Source organism: Haloflavibacter putidus (assembly GCF_006546625.1).
GTDB classification, from domain to species: domain Bacteria; phylum Bacteroidota; class Bacteroidia; order Flavobacteriales; family Flavobacteriaceae; genus Mesonia; species Mesonia putida.
In genome coordinates, this window is record NZ_VIAR01000006.1 from 95,018 (window position 1) to 108,752 (window position 13,735).

At 35.0% G+C, this 13,735-nt stretch carries 18 protein-coding genes; 13 read left to right on the forward strand and 5 right to left on the reverse strand.

Annotated elements, in window-relative coordinates; translation table 11 throughout:
* Positions 1–192: 192 nt before the first annotated feature.
* The gene (locus FKR84_RS07590; protein WP_141421695.1) at positions 193–1,623 is read left to right on the forward strand and encodes an exonuclease domain-containing protein; all 1,431 of its coding nucleotides are present in this window, start codon (positions 193–195) and stop codon (positions 1,621–1,623) included.
* A 69-nt stretch (positions 1,624–1,692) separates the two neighbouring features.
* On the opposite strand, the gene FKR84_RS13355 is transcribed toward FKR84_RS07590, so the two are convergent.
* Both FKR84_RS13355 and FKR84_RS07600 read right to left on the reverse strand, forming a co-directional pair.
* Positions 1,693–2,478, reverse strand: a complete 786-nt coding sequence (locus FKR84_RS13355; protein ID WP_233357705.1) for a PRC-barrel domain-containing protein — start codon at positions 2,476–2,478, stop codon at positions 1,693–1,695.
* Between the two features lie 18 nt (positions 2,479–2,496).
* A complete protein-coding gene (locus FKR84_RS07600; protein WP_141421696.1) occupies positions 2,497–3,141 on the reverse strand; it encodes a hypothetical protein in 645 nt (214 codons plus the stop codon).
* Positions 3,142–3,419: 278 nt separating this feature from the next.
* Between FKR84_RS07600 and FKR84_RS07605 the strand changes: the two genes are divergently transcribed.
* The 3 genes from FKR84_RS07605 (at position 3,420) to FKR84_RS07615 (ending at position 5,985) form a co-directional block, all read left to right on the forward strand.
* A complete protein-coding gene (locus tag FKR84_RS07605; RefSeq protein ID WP_233357706.1) occupies positions 3,420–4,661 on the forward strand; it encodes an MFS transporter in 1,242 nt (413 codons plus the stop codon).
* A gap of 86 nt (positions 4,662–4,747) precedes the next feature.
* Positions 4,748–5,146: a transposase gene (locus FKR84_RS07610; RefSeq protein WP_141421697.1), complete on the forward strand. Its 399-nt coding sequence runs from the start codon at positions 4,748–4,750 to the stop codon at positions 5,144–5,146.
* The gene (locus FKR84_RS07615; RefSeq protein ID WP_141421698.1) at positions 5,143–5,985 is read left to right on the forward strand and encodes an IS3 family transposase; all 843 of its coding nucleotides are present in this window, start codon (positions 5,143–5,145) and stop codon (positions 5,983–5,985) included. Before FKR84_RS07610 ends, FKR84_RS07615 begins: the two co-directional genes overlap by 4 nt.
* Before the next feature lie 271 nt (positions 5,986–6,256).
* On the opposite strand, the gene FKR84_RS07620 is transcribed toward FKR84_RS07615, so the two are convergent.
* The 3 genes from FKR84_RS07620 to FKR84_RS07630 are packed head-to-tail and all read right to left on the reverse strand — an operon-like array spanning position 6,257 to position 7,761.
* A complete protein-coding gene (locus tag FKR84_RS07620; protein WP_141421699.1) occupies positions 6,257–6,571 on the reverse strand; it encodes a rhodanese-like domain-containing protein in 315 nt (104 codons plus the stop codon).
* Positions 6,572–6,601: 30 nt separating this feature from the next.
* Positions 6,602–7,243 carry a thioredoxin family protein gene (locus FKR84_RS07625; protein ID WP_317129109.1) on the reverse strand — a complete coding sequence of 214 codons (642 nt, stop codon included), beginning with the start codon at positions 7,241–7,243 and terminating at the stop codon, positions 6,602–6,604.
* The gene (locus FKR84_RS07630; protein ID WP_141421700.1) at positions 7,243–7,761 is read right to left on the reverse strand and encodes a TlpA disulfide reductase family protein; all 519 of its coding nucleotides are present in this window, start codon (positions 7,759–7,761) and stop codon (positions 7,243–7,245) included. Before FKR84_RS07630 ends, FKR84_RS07625 begins: the two co-directional genes overlap by 1 nt.
* 314 nt (positions 7,762–8,075) lie before the next feature.
* Here FKR84_RS07630 and FKR84_RS07635 point away from each other — a divergent pair, with 314 nt between their 5' ends.
* The 9 genes from FKR84_RS07635 (at position 8,076) to FKR84_RS13365 (ending at position 13,675) form a co-directional block, all read left to right on the forward strand.
* Complete coding sequence (locus FKR84_RS07635) at positions 8,076–8,663, forward strand: anthranilate synthase component II (protein ID WP_141421701.1); 588 nt, start codon at positions 8,076–8,078, stop codon at positions 8,661–8,663.
* Positions 8,664–8,901: 238 nt separating this feature from the next.
* The gene (locus tag FKR84_RS07640) at positions 8,902–9,342 is read left to right on the forward strand and encodes an NUDIX hydrolase (RefSeq protein WP_141421702.1); all 441 of its coding nucleotides are present in this window, start codon (positions 8,902–8,904) and stop codon (positions 9,340–9,342) included.
* A 75-nt stretch (positions 9,343–9,417) separates the two neighbouring features.
* On the forward strand, positions 9,418–9,555 hold the full coding sequence (locus FKR84_RS13360; protein ID WP_233357707.1) for a hypothetical protein: 138 nt from the start codon (positions 9,418–9,420) through the stop codon (positions 9,553–9,555).
* 100 nt (positions 9,556–9,655) lie between these two features.
* A complete protein-coding gene (locus FKR84_RS07645) occupies positions 9,656–10,291 on the forward strand; it encodes a flavin reductase family protein (RefSeq protein ID WP_141421703.1) in 636 nt (211 codons plus the stop codon).
* Positions 10,284–10,424, forward strand: coding sequence for a DUF2256 domain-containing protein (locus FKR84_RS07650; protein ID WP_141421704.1), 141 nt, complete (start codon positions 10,284–10,286; stop codon positions 10,422–10,424). The genes FKR84_RS07645 and FKR84_RS07650 overlap by 8 nt, the downstream gene beginning before the upstream one ends.
* Positions 10,394–11,710, forward strand: a complete 1,317-nt coding sequence (locus FKR84_RS07655) for a DASH family cryptochrome (RefSeq protein ID WP_141421705.1) — start codon at positions 10,394–10,396, stop codon at positions 11,708–11,710. Before FKR84_RS07650 ends, FKR84_RS07655 begins: the two co-directional genes overlap by 31 nt.
* Positions 11,707–13,242: a cryptochrome/photolyase family protein gene (locus tag FKR84_RS07660; RefSeq protein ID WP_141421706.1), complete on the forward strand. Its 1,536-nt coding sequence runs from the start codon at positions 11,707–11,709 to the stop codon at positions 13,240–13,242. The genes FKR84_RS07655 and FKR84_RS07660 overlap by 4 nt, the downstream gene beginning before the upstream one ends.
* 85 nt (positions 13,243–13,327) lie before the next feature.
* On the forward strand, positions 13,328–13,483 hold the full coding sequence (locus FKR84_RS07665) for a lmo0937 family membrane protein (RefSeq protein WP_141421707.1): 156 nt from the start codon (positions 13,328–13,330) through the stop codon (positions 13,481–13,483).
* Positions 13,484–13,501: 18 nt separating this feature from the next.
* Entirely contained in the window at positions 13,502–13,675 is a 174-nt protein-coding gene (locus tag FKR84_RS13365) for a hypothetical protein (protein WP_233357708.1), read from the forward strand.
* Positions 13,676–13,735: the final 60 nt, after the last annotated feature.

Below are 13,735 nucleotides of genomic sequence, written 5' to 3' on the forward strand. Positions count from 1 at the left end.
TTCTATTTCACTTTCCTAAACCTTAACGTTCTTTGTCTTTCGCTTTGTGCTCCTTGCATGAAAATGATTTCTAAATTCTTGTTTCTTTACTTCCATTGTTCAATTACGATTAGCACAAAAACAAACTTGGATTTTTTCCTTTAATTTGTATTTATTCCTTCTTTCTTGTTTAGATTGTGTATTTTTGCAACGATGAAAGACGTTAAATTTGCCATTACCGATATTGAAACCACCGGCGGCGGAATAAAAGGAAATAAAATTACCGAAATCTGCGTGCTTGTCGTGCAAAATGGAGAAGTAATAGAAGAATTCGACAGCTTGGTAAACCCAAATAGCAGCATTCCGTTATACATAGAAACCCTTACCGGAATTAACGATGCGATGGTAGCCAATGCCCCCGAATTTTCTGAAATTGCCGAAGAAGTTGACAGAATTACCAAAGATTGCATTTTTGTGGCGCACAATGTAAACTTTGATTACAGTATTATCCGTTCAGAATTTAAGGCTTTGGGGTTAGCTTTTGACAGGAAACGTCTTTGCACTATTCGCTTGGCAAAAAAACTTATTCCGGGTTTGTTTTCGTACAGTCTTGGCAATATTTGCAGCTCTATAAACATTCCGCATTTAGACAAACACCGCGCGCGTGGCGATTGTGAGGCAACTGTAATTCTTTTTCAGCGTTGCTATAGTTTGGATACCGATTTTAAAGTGTTTTCGCATTTTTTAAATCAGCGTACCGCCGCTTCTTACCTTCCGCCTAATTTTAAGAATACAGATTTTGATGAATTACCTAAAACTACCGGCGTCTATTTTTTTAAAGACAAAGAAGGCAAACCGCTTTATATTGGAAAAGCAAAAAATATAAAAAGCAGGATTAAAAGCCATTTTCAAGAAAAAAGCAATCGTAAGTTTCAATTGATGCAAGCTACACATAGCATTGATTATGAACTTACCGGCAGCGAGTTGTTGGCGTTGCTTCGGGAAGCAGAACTGATTTTAAAATACTTCCCAAAATTTAACAAAGCCCAAAAAAAAGTAAGCCGACCTTACACGCTTACTTCCTACCATAATCAAAAAGGAATTGAACAATTTGTTATTCATAAAAACAAAGTTTCTCCTGTAAGTTGGATGAAATTTTACACGCGCGAAGAAGCAATTAAATTTATGGAAGAGCTTTGCGTCCAGTTTGATTTGTGTCCAAAATATGCCGGTTTACAACGCGGCGTATCGCAATGTTCACATTACAAAATAAAAACTTGTAGCGGTCTTTGCCAAAACGAAATAAGCGTAAGCGACTATAACCAGCGTGTTGCTGCGGCTTTAGACTTTATTGGAGAATACGAAAACTCTACACTTTTGGTAGAAAAAGGAAGAACCCGCGACGAAAAGTCTTTTATTTATTTACATAAAGGAAAATATGCAGGTTATGGTTTTATTGGTCAAACAGATGATTTTGCCCAAGCCGAACAATTTAGAGATTATTTGATTCCGCAAAAAAGTTCGAGTTATGCAGAACGCATTATAAACCGATATCTAACTACCAAAAAGAACCTTACCAAAATAGCGGTAGAAACTCCGCAAGAAGAACCCGAAGAATACGCTACAGAAAATTGGTTTGGATGATTTAAAGCATAAAAAAGGGCGAGTTTTACAATTCGCCCTTCGGTATTAATTCAATTTTTCAGGAGAGTTTTAAGGTTGGTCGCTCCTGTAATTAGAATCGTCAAATTCTTTTCCTTTGTAAAAGGCATTTTTATCGGAAGCATCGTATTCTCTAGATCTATCGGGATTTGGAGTACTGCGATAATCGGGATTGCGCAATTTTCTTTCTTCTTCCAGTTTTCTGCGTTCTTCTTCCAGCTCTTTTCTTTGTTTTTCTAACTTTCTACGTTCTTCTGCAAGACGCTCTCTTTCTTTGTTCAGTTCTTTTTTTTCTTCTGTTAAATGCCCTTGACTGTCAGAAAAAACATCATTATTATCTAACATTTCATCACCGTGCCTACGTTCTTTTTCTGTATGACTTCCCGTGTCAGCATCTCTATCGCGTTTATAGGATCGCATCACCGCTTCTTCGTATTCCCGATCTATGGTAGCTCCGGTTTTTATACGTTTGGTTTCCGCAAAGGTTTGATGATCTATAGAATTGGTATAAACAAATTTTTGCGACTCGTTTATATCTATTAATCCAATTGGAATAATAATATGGTTTTCGCCTTCTTTATTTACAAATTCGTGTACATCTGCATTTGCAGGCTTTCCGTAAGGGTCGTGGTCTGCTTCTATAATTGTTTCATCTACTTCTACATCAAGATAAACCACGCGCTCCATATCTTTATTTACCAAAAGATTTTCTACTTTCCCAATAACACGATTATCTGAATCTTTTACGCTCCAGCCTCTAACATCAGAATAATTACCGGCTACCTTATAGTCAGATAATTCTTCTAAATAATATAAATGTTTTTTCTTATTTTTCATTCTTCTAGCTTTTTTGGTTTAATTCATATTCTTCAATACAGCCGCCATCTTTTCAAAAAAAGTTTTTATTTTCTCTTGCTGATTGTTCATTTTTGCATTGGCATTAATCTCCCCTACACTTGTTTCCGCTTCTTTGATTTTATTTTCTAATTGCGGATATTCCTTTTGCTGAATAGTTTTTGTTGCTTCTACCGTTTTCTTGGCAATATTTTTCAATTTTTGGGAAGAAAAACTGGTTGAATCTTCAGTGATTCCCATAACATTTTCCCTCATTTGACTAAAATCGGTTTCCAATTCCACTTGGTTTTCCATAGCTTTAGATTTTACCGCGTCCACCAACTTCAGTAAAGTATTTTTTGTATAAAGTGTATCCCTTCCTAATTTTGAAGTTTCCTCCATCGCAGAAAAATAACTAGCAGACAAGGTGGTAAAATCTCCGCTCAGCGAGTCATTATTCACTTCGTCTGTCCAAGTATTTCTAGCGCTATCTTGCTCGATAGAATCTATTGGTTGCACTTGTTCCATATCGTCTGTATCTATGGTATCGTCGTCATAATCGTTGTTTGCGAAAACAAAAAAGTATAACAAAGCAAGTATTATTAATACAACAAGCAGAATCCAAGGCCAAATTGGTTTCTTCTTTTCAATTTTAATTTCTGCCATAATATTGATTTTTAGCGAATTACTATTTAACAAAAGTACATTAGTTAATCTTACCTTTTCATTAAGAACAACCTAAACTATTGTTAATTATATAGTAATTTTTTAGTAATATGTCAATAAATTAACTTTTATGCTGAAATTAAACTAACAAAACGCGCACTCTTAGAAAATTTTAAAACTCATTTTCTGTTTTATGCATAAGCATTTTAAAAATTACAGCGATTAATTTTAAGGAATTGCTAAGACTTGTTGTTCTTTAAATTATATAGTTTTGGCGCGTGAAAAATTCTACTTCCACAAAAATTTTTGGCACAGATAGCCGCATCATTGTTTTAGGTATTGCCCGAATGGCAGATGCCGTGGGCAACTCTTTTCTTATTGTGGTCTTGCCACTATATATTGCCAGTGGCCAAGTAGATGGTGATTTTTTCGGTCTAACCGAATCGCTTATAACCGGTTTGGTATTAGGTTTATTTGGTTTGGTAAGTAGCATTTGCCAACCTTTTACCGGCAGACTTAGCGATAAAGCGGGAAAAAGAAAACTCTTTGTCTTGATTGGCTTGGTGCTTTTTATGTTTGCCAATTTTCTGTATTCTTTAGCACATTCTTACATTTTACTTCTTATAATACGCGCGGCACAAGGCATTGCAGCGGCTTTAACCATTACTGCAACATTAGCATTGGTAAGCGAATTGAGTACGCCCAAAAATCGTGGCGGAAATATGGGCGTGTACAACGCATTTAGATTAATTGGGTTTGGAATAGGACCTTTAGGAAGCGGCGCTTTGGTAGAAAACGGTCCGTACCATTTACCGCTAATAGGAGAGTTAAGCGGTTTTATGGCTGCTTTTTCTTTAGCAGCTTTTGCAGCTTTAATAAGTATAATTTTAGTGGCTTTCTTCGTAAAAGATCCGGAAGAAACCGAACCTAATTCTGAAGGGATTATTATAAACTTTAAAGCTAAAACCCCGGGCAAGCTTTTAGACCCTATCTTTAGCTTAGGCATTGCTACGTTGTTTATGAGTATGGGATTTGCACTTTTAGCTCCCATAGAGTTAGAAGTAAACGAGCGTTTATCGCAAGGGCCATTTTTATTTTCATTAGAGTTTAGCGCGCTTATTGGGTTTATGGCTATTACTCAACCGCTTATTGGCAAAGCCAGCGATAAATATGGTAGGAAAATTTTTATTGTTATTGGCTTTTTAGGTTTGATACCTATTATTTTAATGGAAGGTTTTGCAACCCAACCCTGGCATATGATTAGCGCTCGTGCTTTACACGGCATTTGCGCCGCAATGGTATTTGCGCCGGCCTTGGCCTTGGCAGGCGACTTAGCAAAAAAAGGTCAGGTGGGCGCACAATTATCTATTTTGAGCGTAGCTTTTGGTTTAGGAATTTCCTTTGGTGCTTTTTTAACCGGCTACGCGATTCGGTTTGGTTTTGCTATTCCTTTTATTGTTGGTGCTGTTTTAGCTGCTTTAGGCGCAATTGTAGTAAAAACGCAGGTTCCTAGTAAATAGAGAGTGGAGAATAGAGATTAGGGAATAGGGATTAGGGATTAGTGTACGTCCCTGATATAGGTTGACCATTTAAAACGTGGAAAACTATGAAAGCAAATGTACGAAGTATCCGTAAGCAGCGTCGATACTCGAAAGAATTCAAACTACAACTTGTATCAGATTTTGAGAAAGGTAAATACAGCGTTCCTCAATTACAACGAATGCACGGAGTTGCAAATTCACTAATTTACAGTTGGATTTATAAATTCTCTACCTTTAACGAGAAAGGATTCAGAGTTATAGAAATGAAAGACAGCAGTAGTAAAAAAATGAAAGAGCTGGAAGCTCGTGTAAAAGAGCTTGAAAGCGCTGTGGGCCGTAAGCAGATAATGATTGATTATCTAGAGAAAATGATGGAGATTGCTAAAGATGAACTTGACATCGACATTAAAAAAAACTTCGGCACCCCACAATCAACTGGTTCAGGAAAAACAAAGAAAAAATGAGTTTTTCCCTTAACAGTCTGTATAAAGAAGTCGGTTTGAGCAAACAGGCCGTTGCCCAATACAATATGCGGCAAAAGATCTTTGATAACAAAACAACACAGTTGGTTCTTGAGGCAGACGAGTTACGAGAAGAACATCCTGGTTGTGGGGTGGAGAAAATGTATTATACACTTAAACCGGGTTTTATCGGAAGAGACCGGTTTATAGAATTAATGATGGAGTTGGGCTACAGACTGAAGCGTAAAAAGAATTATAAAAGAACGACAATCGCCTCAAAGATTTACTATACCAACCTTATAAAAGGAATGAAAATAAACCGTCCTTCGATGGTTTGGCAATCTGATATTACCTATATACCCATTGGCAATAAACATTATTATGCCGTCTTTATAATAGATGTTTACACCAAAAAAATCGTAGGGTATAAGGTATCAGATAATATGCGTGCCCAGGCAAATGTAAATGCTTTAAAAATGGCCTTACGCGAAAATAAAGCACCTCAAATACATCATAGCGATAGAGGTAGTCAATATACTTACAAAGGGTATGTTGAACTTTTAAAACGCAATGGTAGCAAGGTAAGTATGGCGCTCTCTGCACAAGATAATGCCTATGCAGAACGAATTAATAAAACTATAAAAGAAGAGTATTTGGATTATTGGAAACCCAAAAACTTCGGTCAATTAAAACGAATGACAGCAAAAGCGGTTAAGAATTATAATCATAAAAGAATACATAATAACAATGAAAGAATGAGCCCTGAAAAGTTTATAAACCAATATTCTTTTTTAAAGCCAAAAGAAAGAAAAACAATTACTATTTTTGATAATGAAAATTAATTAAAAACGGTCAACTCTAATTAGGGAACATCGTAGGGATTTGAAATTTCAAATTAATGAGTAGCGCTTAGCAGCTTGGTGTAAATTTATTTCGAAATTAAAAATTCCGGTAATAGCTTAATGAGTAGAGTTTAATGCATCAAGAAATTACAATATACATCTACACTATACAGTTTTGAAAGGTTGGATAATAAAGAATAGGGATTGGGGCAAACAAAAAATCATTCAGATTGCTCCAAATGATTTTTTGTTATGATCTTTAAAAAAATGCTTACTCTTCTACGGTTGCGCCCTCCCAAGCTTCAATTCCGCCTTCAAGGTTGTAGCAATTTTTAATACCTACTTGCTCCATTATTTGACAAGCTTGGCTGCTACGACCTCCAGATTTACAGTAAACGTAATAATTTTTGCCTTTGTCCAATTGGTTTATCTCTTCCATGAATTTTGGAGCTTGATAAATATCTATTTGCAAGGCATTAGGTATATGTTTTTCTTCGTACTCCTCGTCCGTGCGCACATCTATAATTTTTGCTTGCTCGTCTTCAGAAAGGCGTTGCGCCCATTCAGCTTGTTTTAAACTCTCCATATATTCTTTTATTTTTTTTCAAAGTTACTGTTATTTAATTCTGCAACCAATTGCTTTGGTAAGTTTACGTTCTACTTCCTCTCCTGCTAATAACTGTTTTACTGCATTTTCTACATATTTTTCTTTTACCGCAGCAGAATTTTTATAATTATCGTCTATAGCTCCAATATAACGTACTATATTTTCTCCGTTTTCCTTTTCTAAAACATAGACGTGCGGCGTTTTGGTTGCACCGTATTTTTTATATACTTCTTGTTTTTCATCTATTAAATAAGGAAAATTGTAGCCTCTTCGATTCGCCCTAATTTGCATTTCCTCAAAACTATCTTCCGGATAAATCTTAGGATTGTTAGGATTAATGGCAATAACCGGATAGCCTTTAGCTAAAAATTTATCGTGCAAATCTTTTATACGATCTTCGTATGCATTAGAATACGGACAATGATTGGTAGTAAAAACAACAATAAAACCTTTTGCCTTTTCATAATTGGCTAAGCTATAAATTTTGCCATCAGTTGCTTTTAAGGAAAAATCTTCTGCAGCATCGCCAATTGCATAGCCTTCTGGAGAAGAATTACTCAAATCAGAAAATTGGTTCATACCTTTATAGGTAAGTACCGAAACAACAATTATTACCGCAGAAACGCTTAAAATCACTAAAGTTCGCATCATCAATCTTTCAATTTTTGTACAGCATTCAACAAATCTTCGTAGGTTTTAAATGGTTTTTCATAAAATACGCGTTCATTATCTTTATAGATTAAAGTGGCAGGAATTGCTCCCGACCAGGATTTATCTACTTGCGGAATCCACGCATTGGTATTAGGGTCATCCAAAAGTAGTACCGGAGCCAATATTTGTCGCTTATCTAAAAACGGCACCAGATGTGTTTCTTTTAACTTTGGTAAATCTAAACTTACCAACGTAACCTGTGCACGCTCTTCTTCGTGCAGTTTTTCAAAATATGGTAATTCTTCTACGCAAGGTCTACACCAAGTGGCCCAAAAGTTTACTACGTATATTTGCCCATCTTCTTTTGACAATAAAGGTTGTAAATTTTTAAAATCTACAGTACGCAAATTTTTATAAGAAGATTCTACAGATGCCGCATTAGCGCCCGCACCATTTTTACAAGCTATGAAGAGAAAAGGACAAAAAAAGTAAACTAAAAGTTTTTTAAATCGTATCATATTTTAAAACCTACGTAATCGGCTCAAAATTAAAGAATAAGCTTTAGTCATAGTAAGTCTTTAACAAGAGTTTATTAGTTTAGGGCACTCAGTGTAAGCTTGTTTTATTTCCTTAAAGAATATTCATTAAAATTTTAACATTATTTTAAAAATCATCCCGGGTTGCATTTACCCTTTCGGGGGAAAGTTTTGCAGATAATAGTAATTAAAAACCAGTAATTTTTAATTAATAAACTTAAGGCTGCCCCGTATTTGTAGATATTTTTTACCTTGCTTCTGTATTAACCGCAGTTGCAAAAATTAATAATTTACATTTGGAAACTAAAAATACCAATGCTAATCACAAAATTTTAGTAATAGATAACTACGATAGTTTTGTTTATAATTTAGTGCATTATTTAGAAGATTTAAATTGTTTGGTAACCGTAAAACGCAATCGAGAATTTACTTTAGAAGAAGTAAAGAACTACGATAAAATCTTACTCTCTCCCGGTCCGGGACTTCCGTCAGAGGCCGGTAAATTAAACCAATTAATACAGACCTATGCCGGCAAAAAAAGTATTTTGGGCGTTTGTTTGGGTCAACAAGCAATTGGCGAAGTCTTTGGTGCCAAATTGCAAAACCTTGCAGAAGTTTACCATGGCGTTGCCAGTACTATTAGCCTTCAAAATCCTAACGACGATTTATTTAAAAATTTACCATCAAAGTTAGAAGTGGGTCGCTATCATTCTTGGGTTATTACCAATTTACCTGCTCATTTAATAGCTTTAGCTTATGATGAAAAGCAACAAATTATGGCCATTAAACATCGTGATTTTTCGCTTTACGGGGTACAATTTCACCCCGAATCTGTTTTAACTCCACAAGGAAAAAGCATTCTGCAAAATTGGTTAGCTACTTAAAATTAACGCTTTTATGTAGTTAAATTTATAACTTCCGTAAAGAAAACATCAAATTATTTACCTTTTCATGTAAGTAGATAAGCTTATTTTACACTCATAAAGTTAAGAAATTCAGATATTTACCTCAAGATTAAGACCGTTAGACGCCAAAAAAGCTATTTAAACACTTTGGTTAAATAATTATATAATTATATTTTTTTAATAAGTATTTTTGCCTCTTAATTATATAACCTTGTTTTTGAGAGATACAAAATACTATAAGGATTGTTTAAAAAATCAATCTTTAGATTTTGGAGAGTTTTACTTTTTCGAAAAATTTGTGGTGGGAGAAATTCGCGAAGAAACTATATTAGACTTTACCAAAGCAGAATACCTACTGAATACAATTGAAGAGTACTACAATAAAAATGTGCCTAACTATTATATTTCTAATAAAATATTTAGCTACTCGGTAGACCCTAGTCTTTGGGCAAAACTCGCTCCCCGTTTATCTAATTTGCATTACCTAATTATAGAAAAAACGGCCTCTGCCAAAATAAACACGATGTTTGAGAAAATGTTTTTTGAAGGCCAGCTGCAAAAATTCAAATCCTTAGATCAAGCTATACAATGGGTGATGCAGCAAGTAGGAAGCAGTATTTCTTCCGGTCCCACAAATGACAAATTTCACAATTCTTAACAGTTTTTTACCAAAGCTTTGAGAAGCTTTGTTCTTATAAAATTGCACCTTTAGTGTAATTAAAAAAGAAAAATTATGGGACGAATTGAAGATAAACACCGAAAAAGAAAAGATGAAAAAAAACCTTTAGGTGAGTTTGGTAAAACCAAGCGCGAAACCAATGAGGTAGATATTGATGAAGAAACCATCAAAAAACAAGAGAATAAAGAGTAAGTTGTAAAGTAAATTTACAACAAAAAGGCGGTAAATTTACCGTCTTTTTTTGTGTGTGAATTTATTTTGTTTAACTTTATAAGAAGTAATTTAAACAAATATGTATTTATCTTCTTCCCAAATTCAGCAATTAGAAAAAAGGTACCGTGCCAATCTAATTAATAGTCTTAGTGGCTATAAATCGGCTAATCTAATTGCAACAAAATCGCAAGATGCAATTGAGAATGTGGCTATTTTTAGCTCTGTGATACATTTGGGTAGTAAGCCGCCATTATTAGGTTTTATTTTACGCCCAACCAGCGCTACCAGAAATACTTGGGATAATATAAATACTTCCTCATTTTTTAGCGTTAATCACGTAAACCAAAAAATTTATAAGCAAGCGCATCATACTTCTGCTCGCTACGATGGTACTACCTCAGAATTTAAAAAAACACAGCTTACCCCAGAGTACAAAAACAATTTTTTTGCCCCATTTGTAAAAGAATCGCCCATACAAATTGGCTGCAAAATGCTTAACAATTATTACATAGAAGAAAATGAATGCCGACTTATAGTTGCCGAAATTAAGCAATTATATTTATCGGAAAAACCCGCAAAAGACGGCTGGTTAGACCTAAGCAAACACGATACATTAAGCATAAATGGGCTGGATGCTTATACACTTCCAACACTTTTAGACAGACTAGCCTATGCTAAACCAAACGAAGAAACTCGTTCTCTTTTAGATGAATAAAAATAATTTACCCACTAAGACTTGTCCGGTTTGTAAACGGCGGTTTACCTGGCGTAAAAAATGGGAAAAAGATTGGGAAAACGTAAAATACTGTAGCAAAAAATGCACAAACAATCGAAAAAAACAGGATTAGTCTGGTTTAGAAACGACCTCCGCCTTTACGACCAGCAGAGTCTATTCCGCGCAAGCGAAAACCATGATAGGGTAATTGCTCTGTATTGTTTTGATCCAAGACATTATGCACAAACAAGCTATGGGTTTAAAAAAACCGAACGTTTCCGGGCGCAATTTCTTATAGAAAGCGTACAAATTTTACAAAAAAACTTAAAAGCGCGTTTAAATATTAGTTTATTGATTTTTCATGAAAAGCCGGAACTTCAAATTCCAAAATTGGTTCAAGATTATGATGTAAAAGCTATTTACTCACAAAAAGAATGGACGGCAGAAGAATTTGCGGTTTATAAAAAGCTAAAATCTGCTTTGCCAACCGTAAATTTTCAGTCTTATTTTGATCAATTTTTATATCACCCAAATGACATACCTTATACTTTTAAAGAAATTCCGGCAGTTTACACGCAATTCAGAAAAAAATTAGAGAAAACCAGTGTGGTAAGAAAATGTTTCACGCTTCCGCGGAAAAAAGAAAACGCCAATCTATTATCTACAACTTCCAAAATACCAAGCTTACAGGATTTAGGTTTAGAAGATTTTAAAAAAGACCCGCGTAGTGCTTTTCCGTTTCAAGGCGGCGAAGATGCAGCTCGGCAACGTATAGACCACTATTTCTGTGAAAGCAAAAAACTTAGTCAGTACAAAAAGACCCGCAACGGTTTGTTAGGCACAGATTATAGCTCAAAACTTTCGGCTTGGTTGGCAAACGGCAGCATTTCTGCGCGGCAAATTTATTGGGAAGTAAAAAAGTACGAAGAAAAAATAGAGAAAAATCAAAGTACCTATTGGCTAATTTTCGAGTTGATTTGGCGCGACTACTTCAAATATATTTCCTTAAAACATGGCAATGCCATTTTTAAATTACAAGGCATAAAAAACCACAACTTAAAGTGGAAAAACAACAAGGAAGTCTTTGAAATTTGGAAAAACGGACAAACCAATCAAGATTTTGTAAATGCCAATATGAAAGAAATTGCAGCAACCGGTTTTATGAGCAATCGTGGTAGGCAAAATGTAAACAGCTTTTGGGCTAAAGAATTGCTGCAAGATTGGCGAGTTGGCGCTGCCTATTTAGAAAGTATGCTTATAGATTATGATGTACACAGCAATTGGGGAAATTGGATGTACAACAGCGGTGTTGGCAACGACCCTCGAGACAGAAAGTTTAACAACAAAAGTCAGGCAGAACGTTACGACGCTTCTGGCAAATACCGACAAACTTGGCTACAAGATTCTTTATTTTCATGAAAAAATTACGATTACTATTAGGCGATCAACTCAATTATAAACATTCTTGGTTTAAAAAAACCGATAATGACACCTTGTATTTTATGGCAGAAATGCGCCAAGAAACAGACTATACAACACACCATATTCAGAAGATTGTTGGTTTTTTTGCCGCTATGCGCGAATTTTATTCGCATCTAAAAGATAAAGGACATCAAGTAGTTTATTATGAAATTGACGCTAAAGAAAACAAACAAGATTTAGTAGAGAATATTCAGCAGCTTATAAATAAATATGAAATAGAATGTTTTGAATACCAATTACCAGATGAATACCGCTTAGACCAGCAGTTAAAAAACTTTTGTAAACAAACTAAAATAAAAACAAAAGCGGTAGATACCAAACATTTTTATACGTCTCGAAAAGATTTGCAAAAATTTTACGAAGGCAAAAAAGAAATGGTAATGGAATATTTTTATCGGGATATGCGCAAAAAACACGGTATTTTAATGCAAAATGCTAAAAACCCAGAAGGCGGCAAATGGAATTTTGACAAAAGCAACCGCAAGAAGTGGACGGGCCAACCAGAAATTCCACACGAAAAAGGTTTCCGTAAAGATGTATCCAGCATTTTAAAACAAATAGAAAAACAAAACATACGAAGCATAGGTAAAATAGAGGCTAAAAACTATAATTGGCCCACAACCCGTAACGATGCCTTAAAAGTTTTGCGGCATTTTTGCGAGAATCTATTAGTGCATTTTGGCGATTATCAAGACGCTTTACATACCCAAGAGAAATACCTTTTTCACTCCCGCCTGTCTTTTGCTTTAAACACCAAAATGCTATCGCCGCAAGAAGTAATTGAGAAAGCGGTAGATGCTTATTACGCTAATGCGGAAACGATAGATATTTCTCAAATAGAAGGCTTTGTTAGACAAATTTTAGGCTGGCGAGAATATATGCGCGGTATTTACTGGAAAGAAATGCCCGGTTACCGCAGATGTAATAAATTGGACAACCAAAATAAATTACCTGATTTTTATTGGACGGGTACAACGAAAATGAATTGTTTGCATCACACCATATCGCAAAGTCTGGAAAATGCTTACGCACATCATATACAACGATTAATGATTACGGGCAATTTTGCTTTATTAAACCAAACGCATCCAGATGCGGTAGAAGCTTGGTATTTGGGTATTTATATAGACGCGATAGAGTGGGTAGAAATGCCCAATACAAGAGGAATGAGCCAGTTTGCAGATGGTGGCATTGTAGCTATCAAACCTTATGTTTCCAGTGGTAACTATATAAATAAAATGAGTAATTATTGCCAGGATTGCAAATACGATGTAAATTCAAAAACCGGAGAAAATGCTTGTCCGTTTAATTCCTTATACTGGAATTTCTTAGCAGAAAAACAAGCGTTTTTCAAAGACAATCAACGTATGAGTATGATGCTAAGCCTGCTCAATAAAATGCAGCCGGAGACCTTAAAAAAACATCAAGACCGCGCACAAAATATCCTTAAAAACCCAAATAATTATTAAATGGCGTTAAACAGGCGTTAAATTTTTATGTGTGTGTTTATTAAAAGCATACATTTATCACACACTAATCCAAAAAAAACCTATTATGAGAGATCTTATTTGGCTAATTGTTGTCCTTTTAATAATTGGATGGCTAGTGGGTTACTTCGCATTTCCGGATTTAGGAAGTATTATCCACATTTTATTAGTTATTGTTGTTATCTTAGTAATTTACAAATTGATAACCGGAAGAAACGTATAATTTTAAAATTAAATAACCATGAAGAAACTATTTTTATCCCTATTTACTGTAGGATTATTAGCAACCAGTTTTGTAAGTTGTCGTGATCAAACCGCAGCAGAAGAAGCTGGAGATAATATTGAAGAAGCAGCCGAAGATACCGGCGACGCTATAGATGACGCAGCAGACGATGTGGAAGATGCTGTAGATTAAAATTTTTCCACCTTGGCTGTTTGGAAGTTTCGGCTTCCAAACAGCTTTTTTATTTTTAGT

Bases quoted from the DNA above. Each gene is read 5' to 3' on its own strand.
- FKR84_RS07590 (WP_141421695.1), top strand. From the start codon at position 193: ATGAAAGACGTTAAATTTGCCATTACCGATATTGAAACCACCGGCGGC.
- FKR84_RS13355 (WP_233357705.1), bottom strand. From the start codon at position 2,478: ATGAAAAATAAGAAAAAACATTTATATTATTTAGAAGAATTATCTGAC.
- FKR84_RS07600 (WP_141421696.1), bottom strand. From the start codon at position 3,141: ATGGCAGAAATTAAAATTGAAAAGAAGAAACCAATTTGGCCTTGGATT.
- FKR84_RS07610 (WP_141421697.1), top strand. From the start codon at position 4,748: ATGAAAGCAAATGTACGAAGTATCCGTAAGCAGCGTCGATACTCGAAA.
- FKR84_RS07615 (WP_141421698.1), top strand. From the start codon at position 5,143: ATGAGTTTTTCCCTTAACAGTCTGTATAAAGAAGTCGGTTTGAGCAAA.
- FKR84_RS07620 (WP_141421699.1), bottom strand. From the start codon at position 6,571: ATGGAGAGTTTAAAACAAGCTGAATGGGCGCAACGCCTTTCTGAAGAC.
- FKR84_RS07625 (WP_317129109.1), bottom strand. From the start codon at position 7,243: ATGATGCGAACTTTAGTGATTTTAAGCGTTTCTGCGGTAATAATTGTT.
- FKR84_RS07630 (WP_141421700.1), bottom strand. From the start codon at position 7,761: ATGATACGATTTAAAAAACTTTTAGTTTACTTTTTTTGTCCTTTTCTC.
- FKR84_RS13360 (WP_233357707.1), top strand. From the start codon at position 9,418: ATGGGACGAATTGAAGATAAACACCGAAAAAGAAAAGATGAAAAAAAA.
- FKR84_RS07645 (WP_141421703.1), top strand. From the start codon at position 9,656: ATGTATTTATCTTCTTCCCAAATTCAGCAATTAGAAAAAAGGTACCGT.
- FKR84_RS07650 (WP_141421704.1), top strand. From the start codon at position 10,284: ATGAATAAAAATAATTTACCCACTAAGACTTGTCCGGTTTGTAAACGG.
- FKR84_RS07655 (WP_141421705.1), top strand. From the start codon at position 10,394: ATGCACAAACAATCGAAAAAAACAGGATTAGTCTGGTTTAGAAACGAC.
- FKR84_RS07660 (WP_141421706.1), top strand. From the start codon at position 11,707: ATGAAAAAATTACGATTACTATTAGGCGATCAACTCAATTATAAACAT.
- FKR84_RS07665 (WP_141421707.1), top strand. From the start codon at position 13,328: ATGAGAGATCTTATTTGGCTAATTGTTGTCCTTTTAATAATTGGATGG.
- FKR84_RS13365 (WP_233357708.1), top strand. From the start codon at position 13,502: ATGAAGAAACTATTTTTATCCCTATTTACTGTAGGATTATTAGCAACC.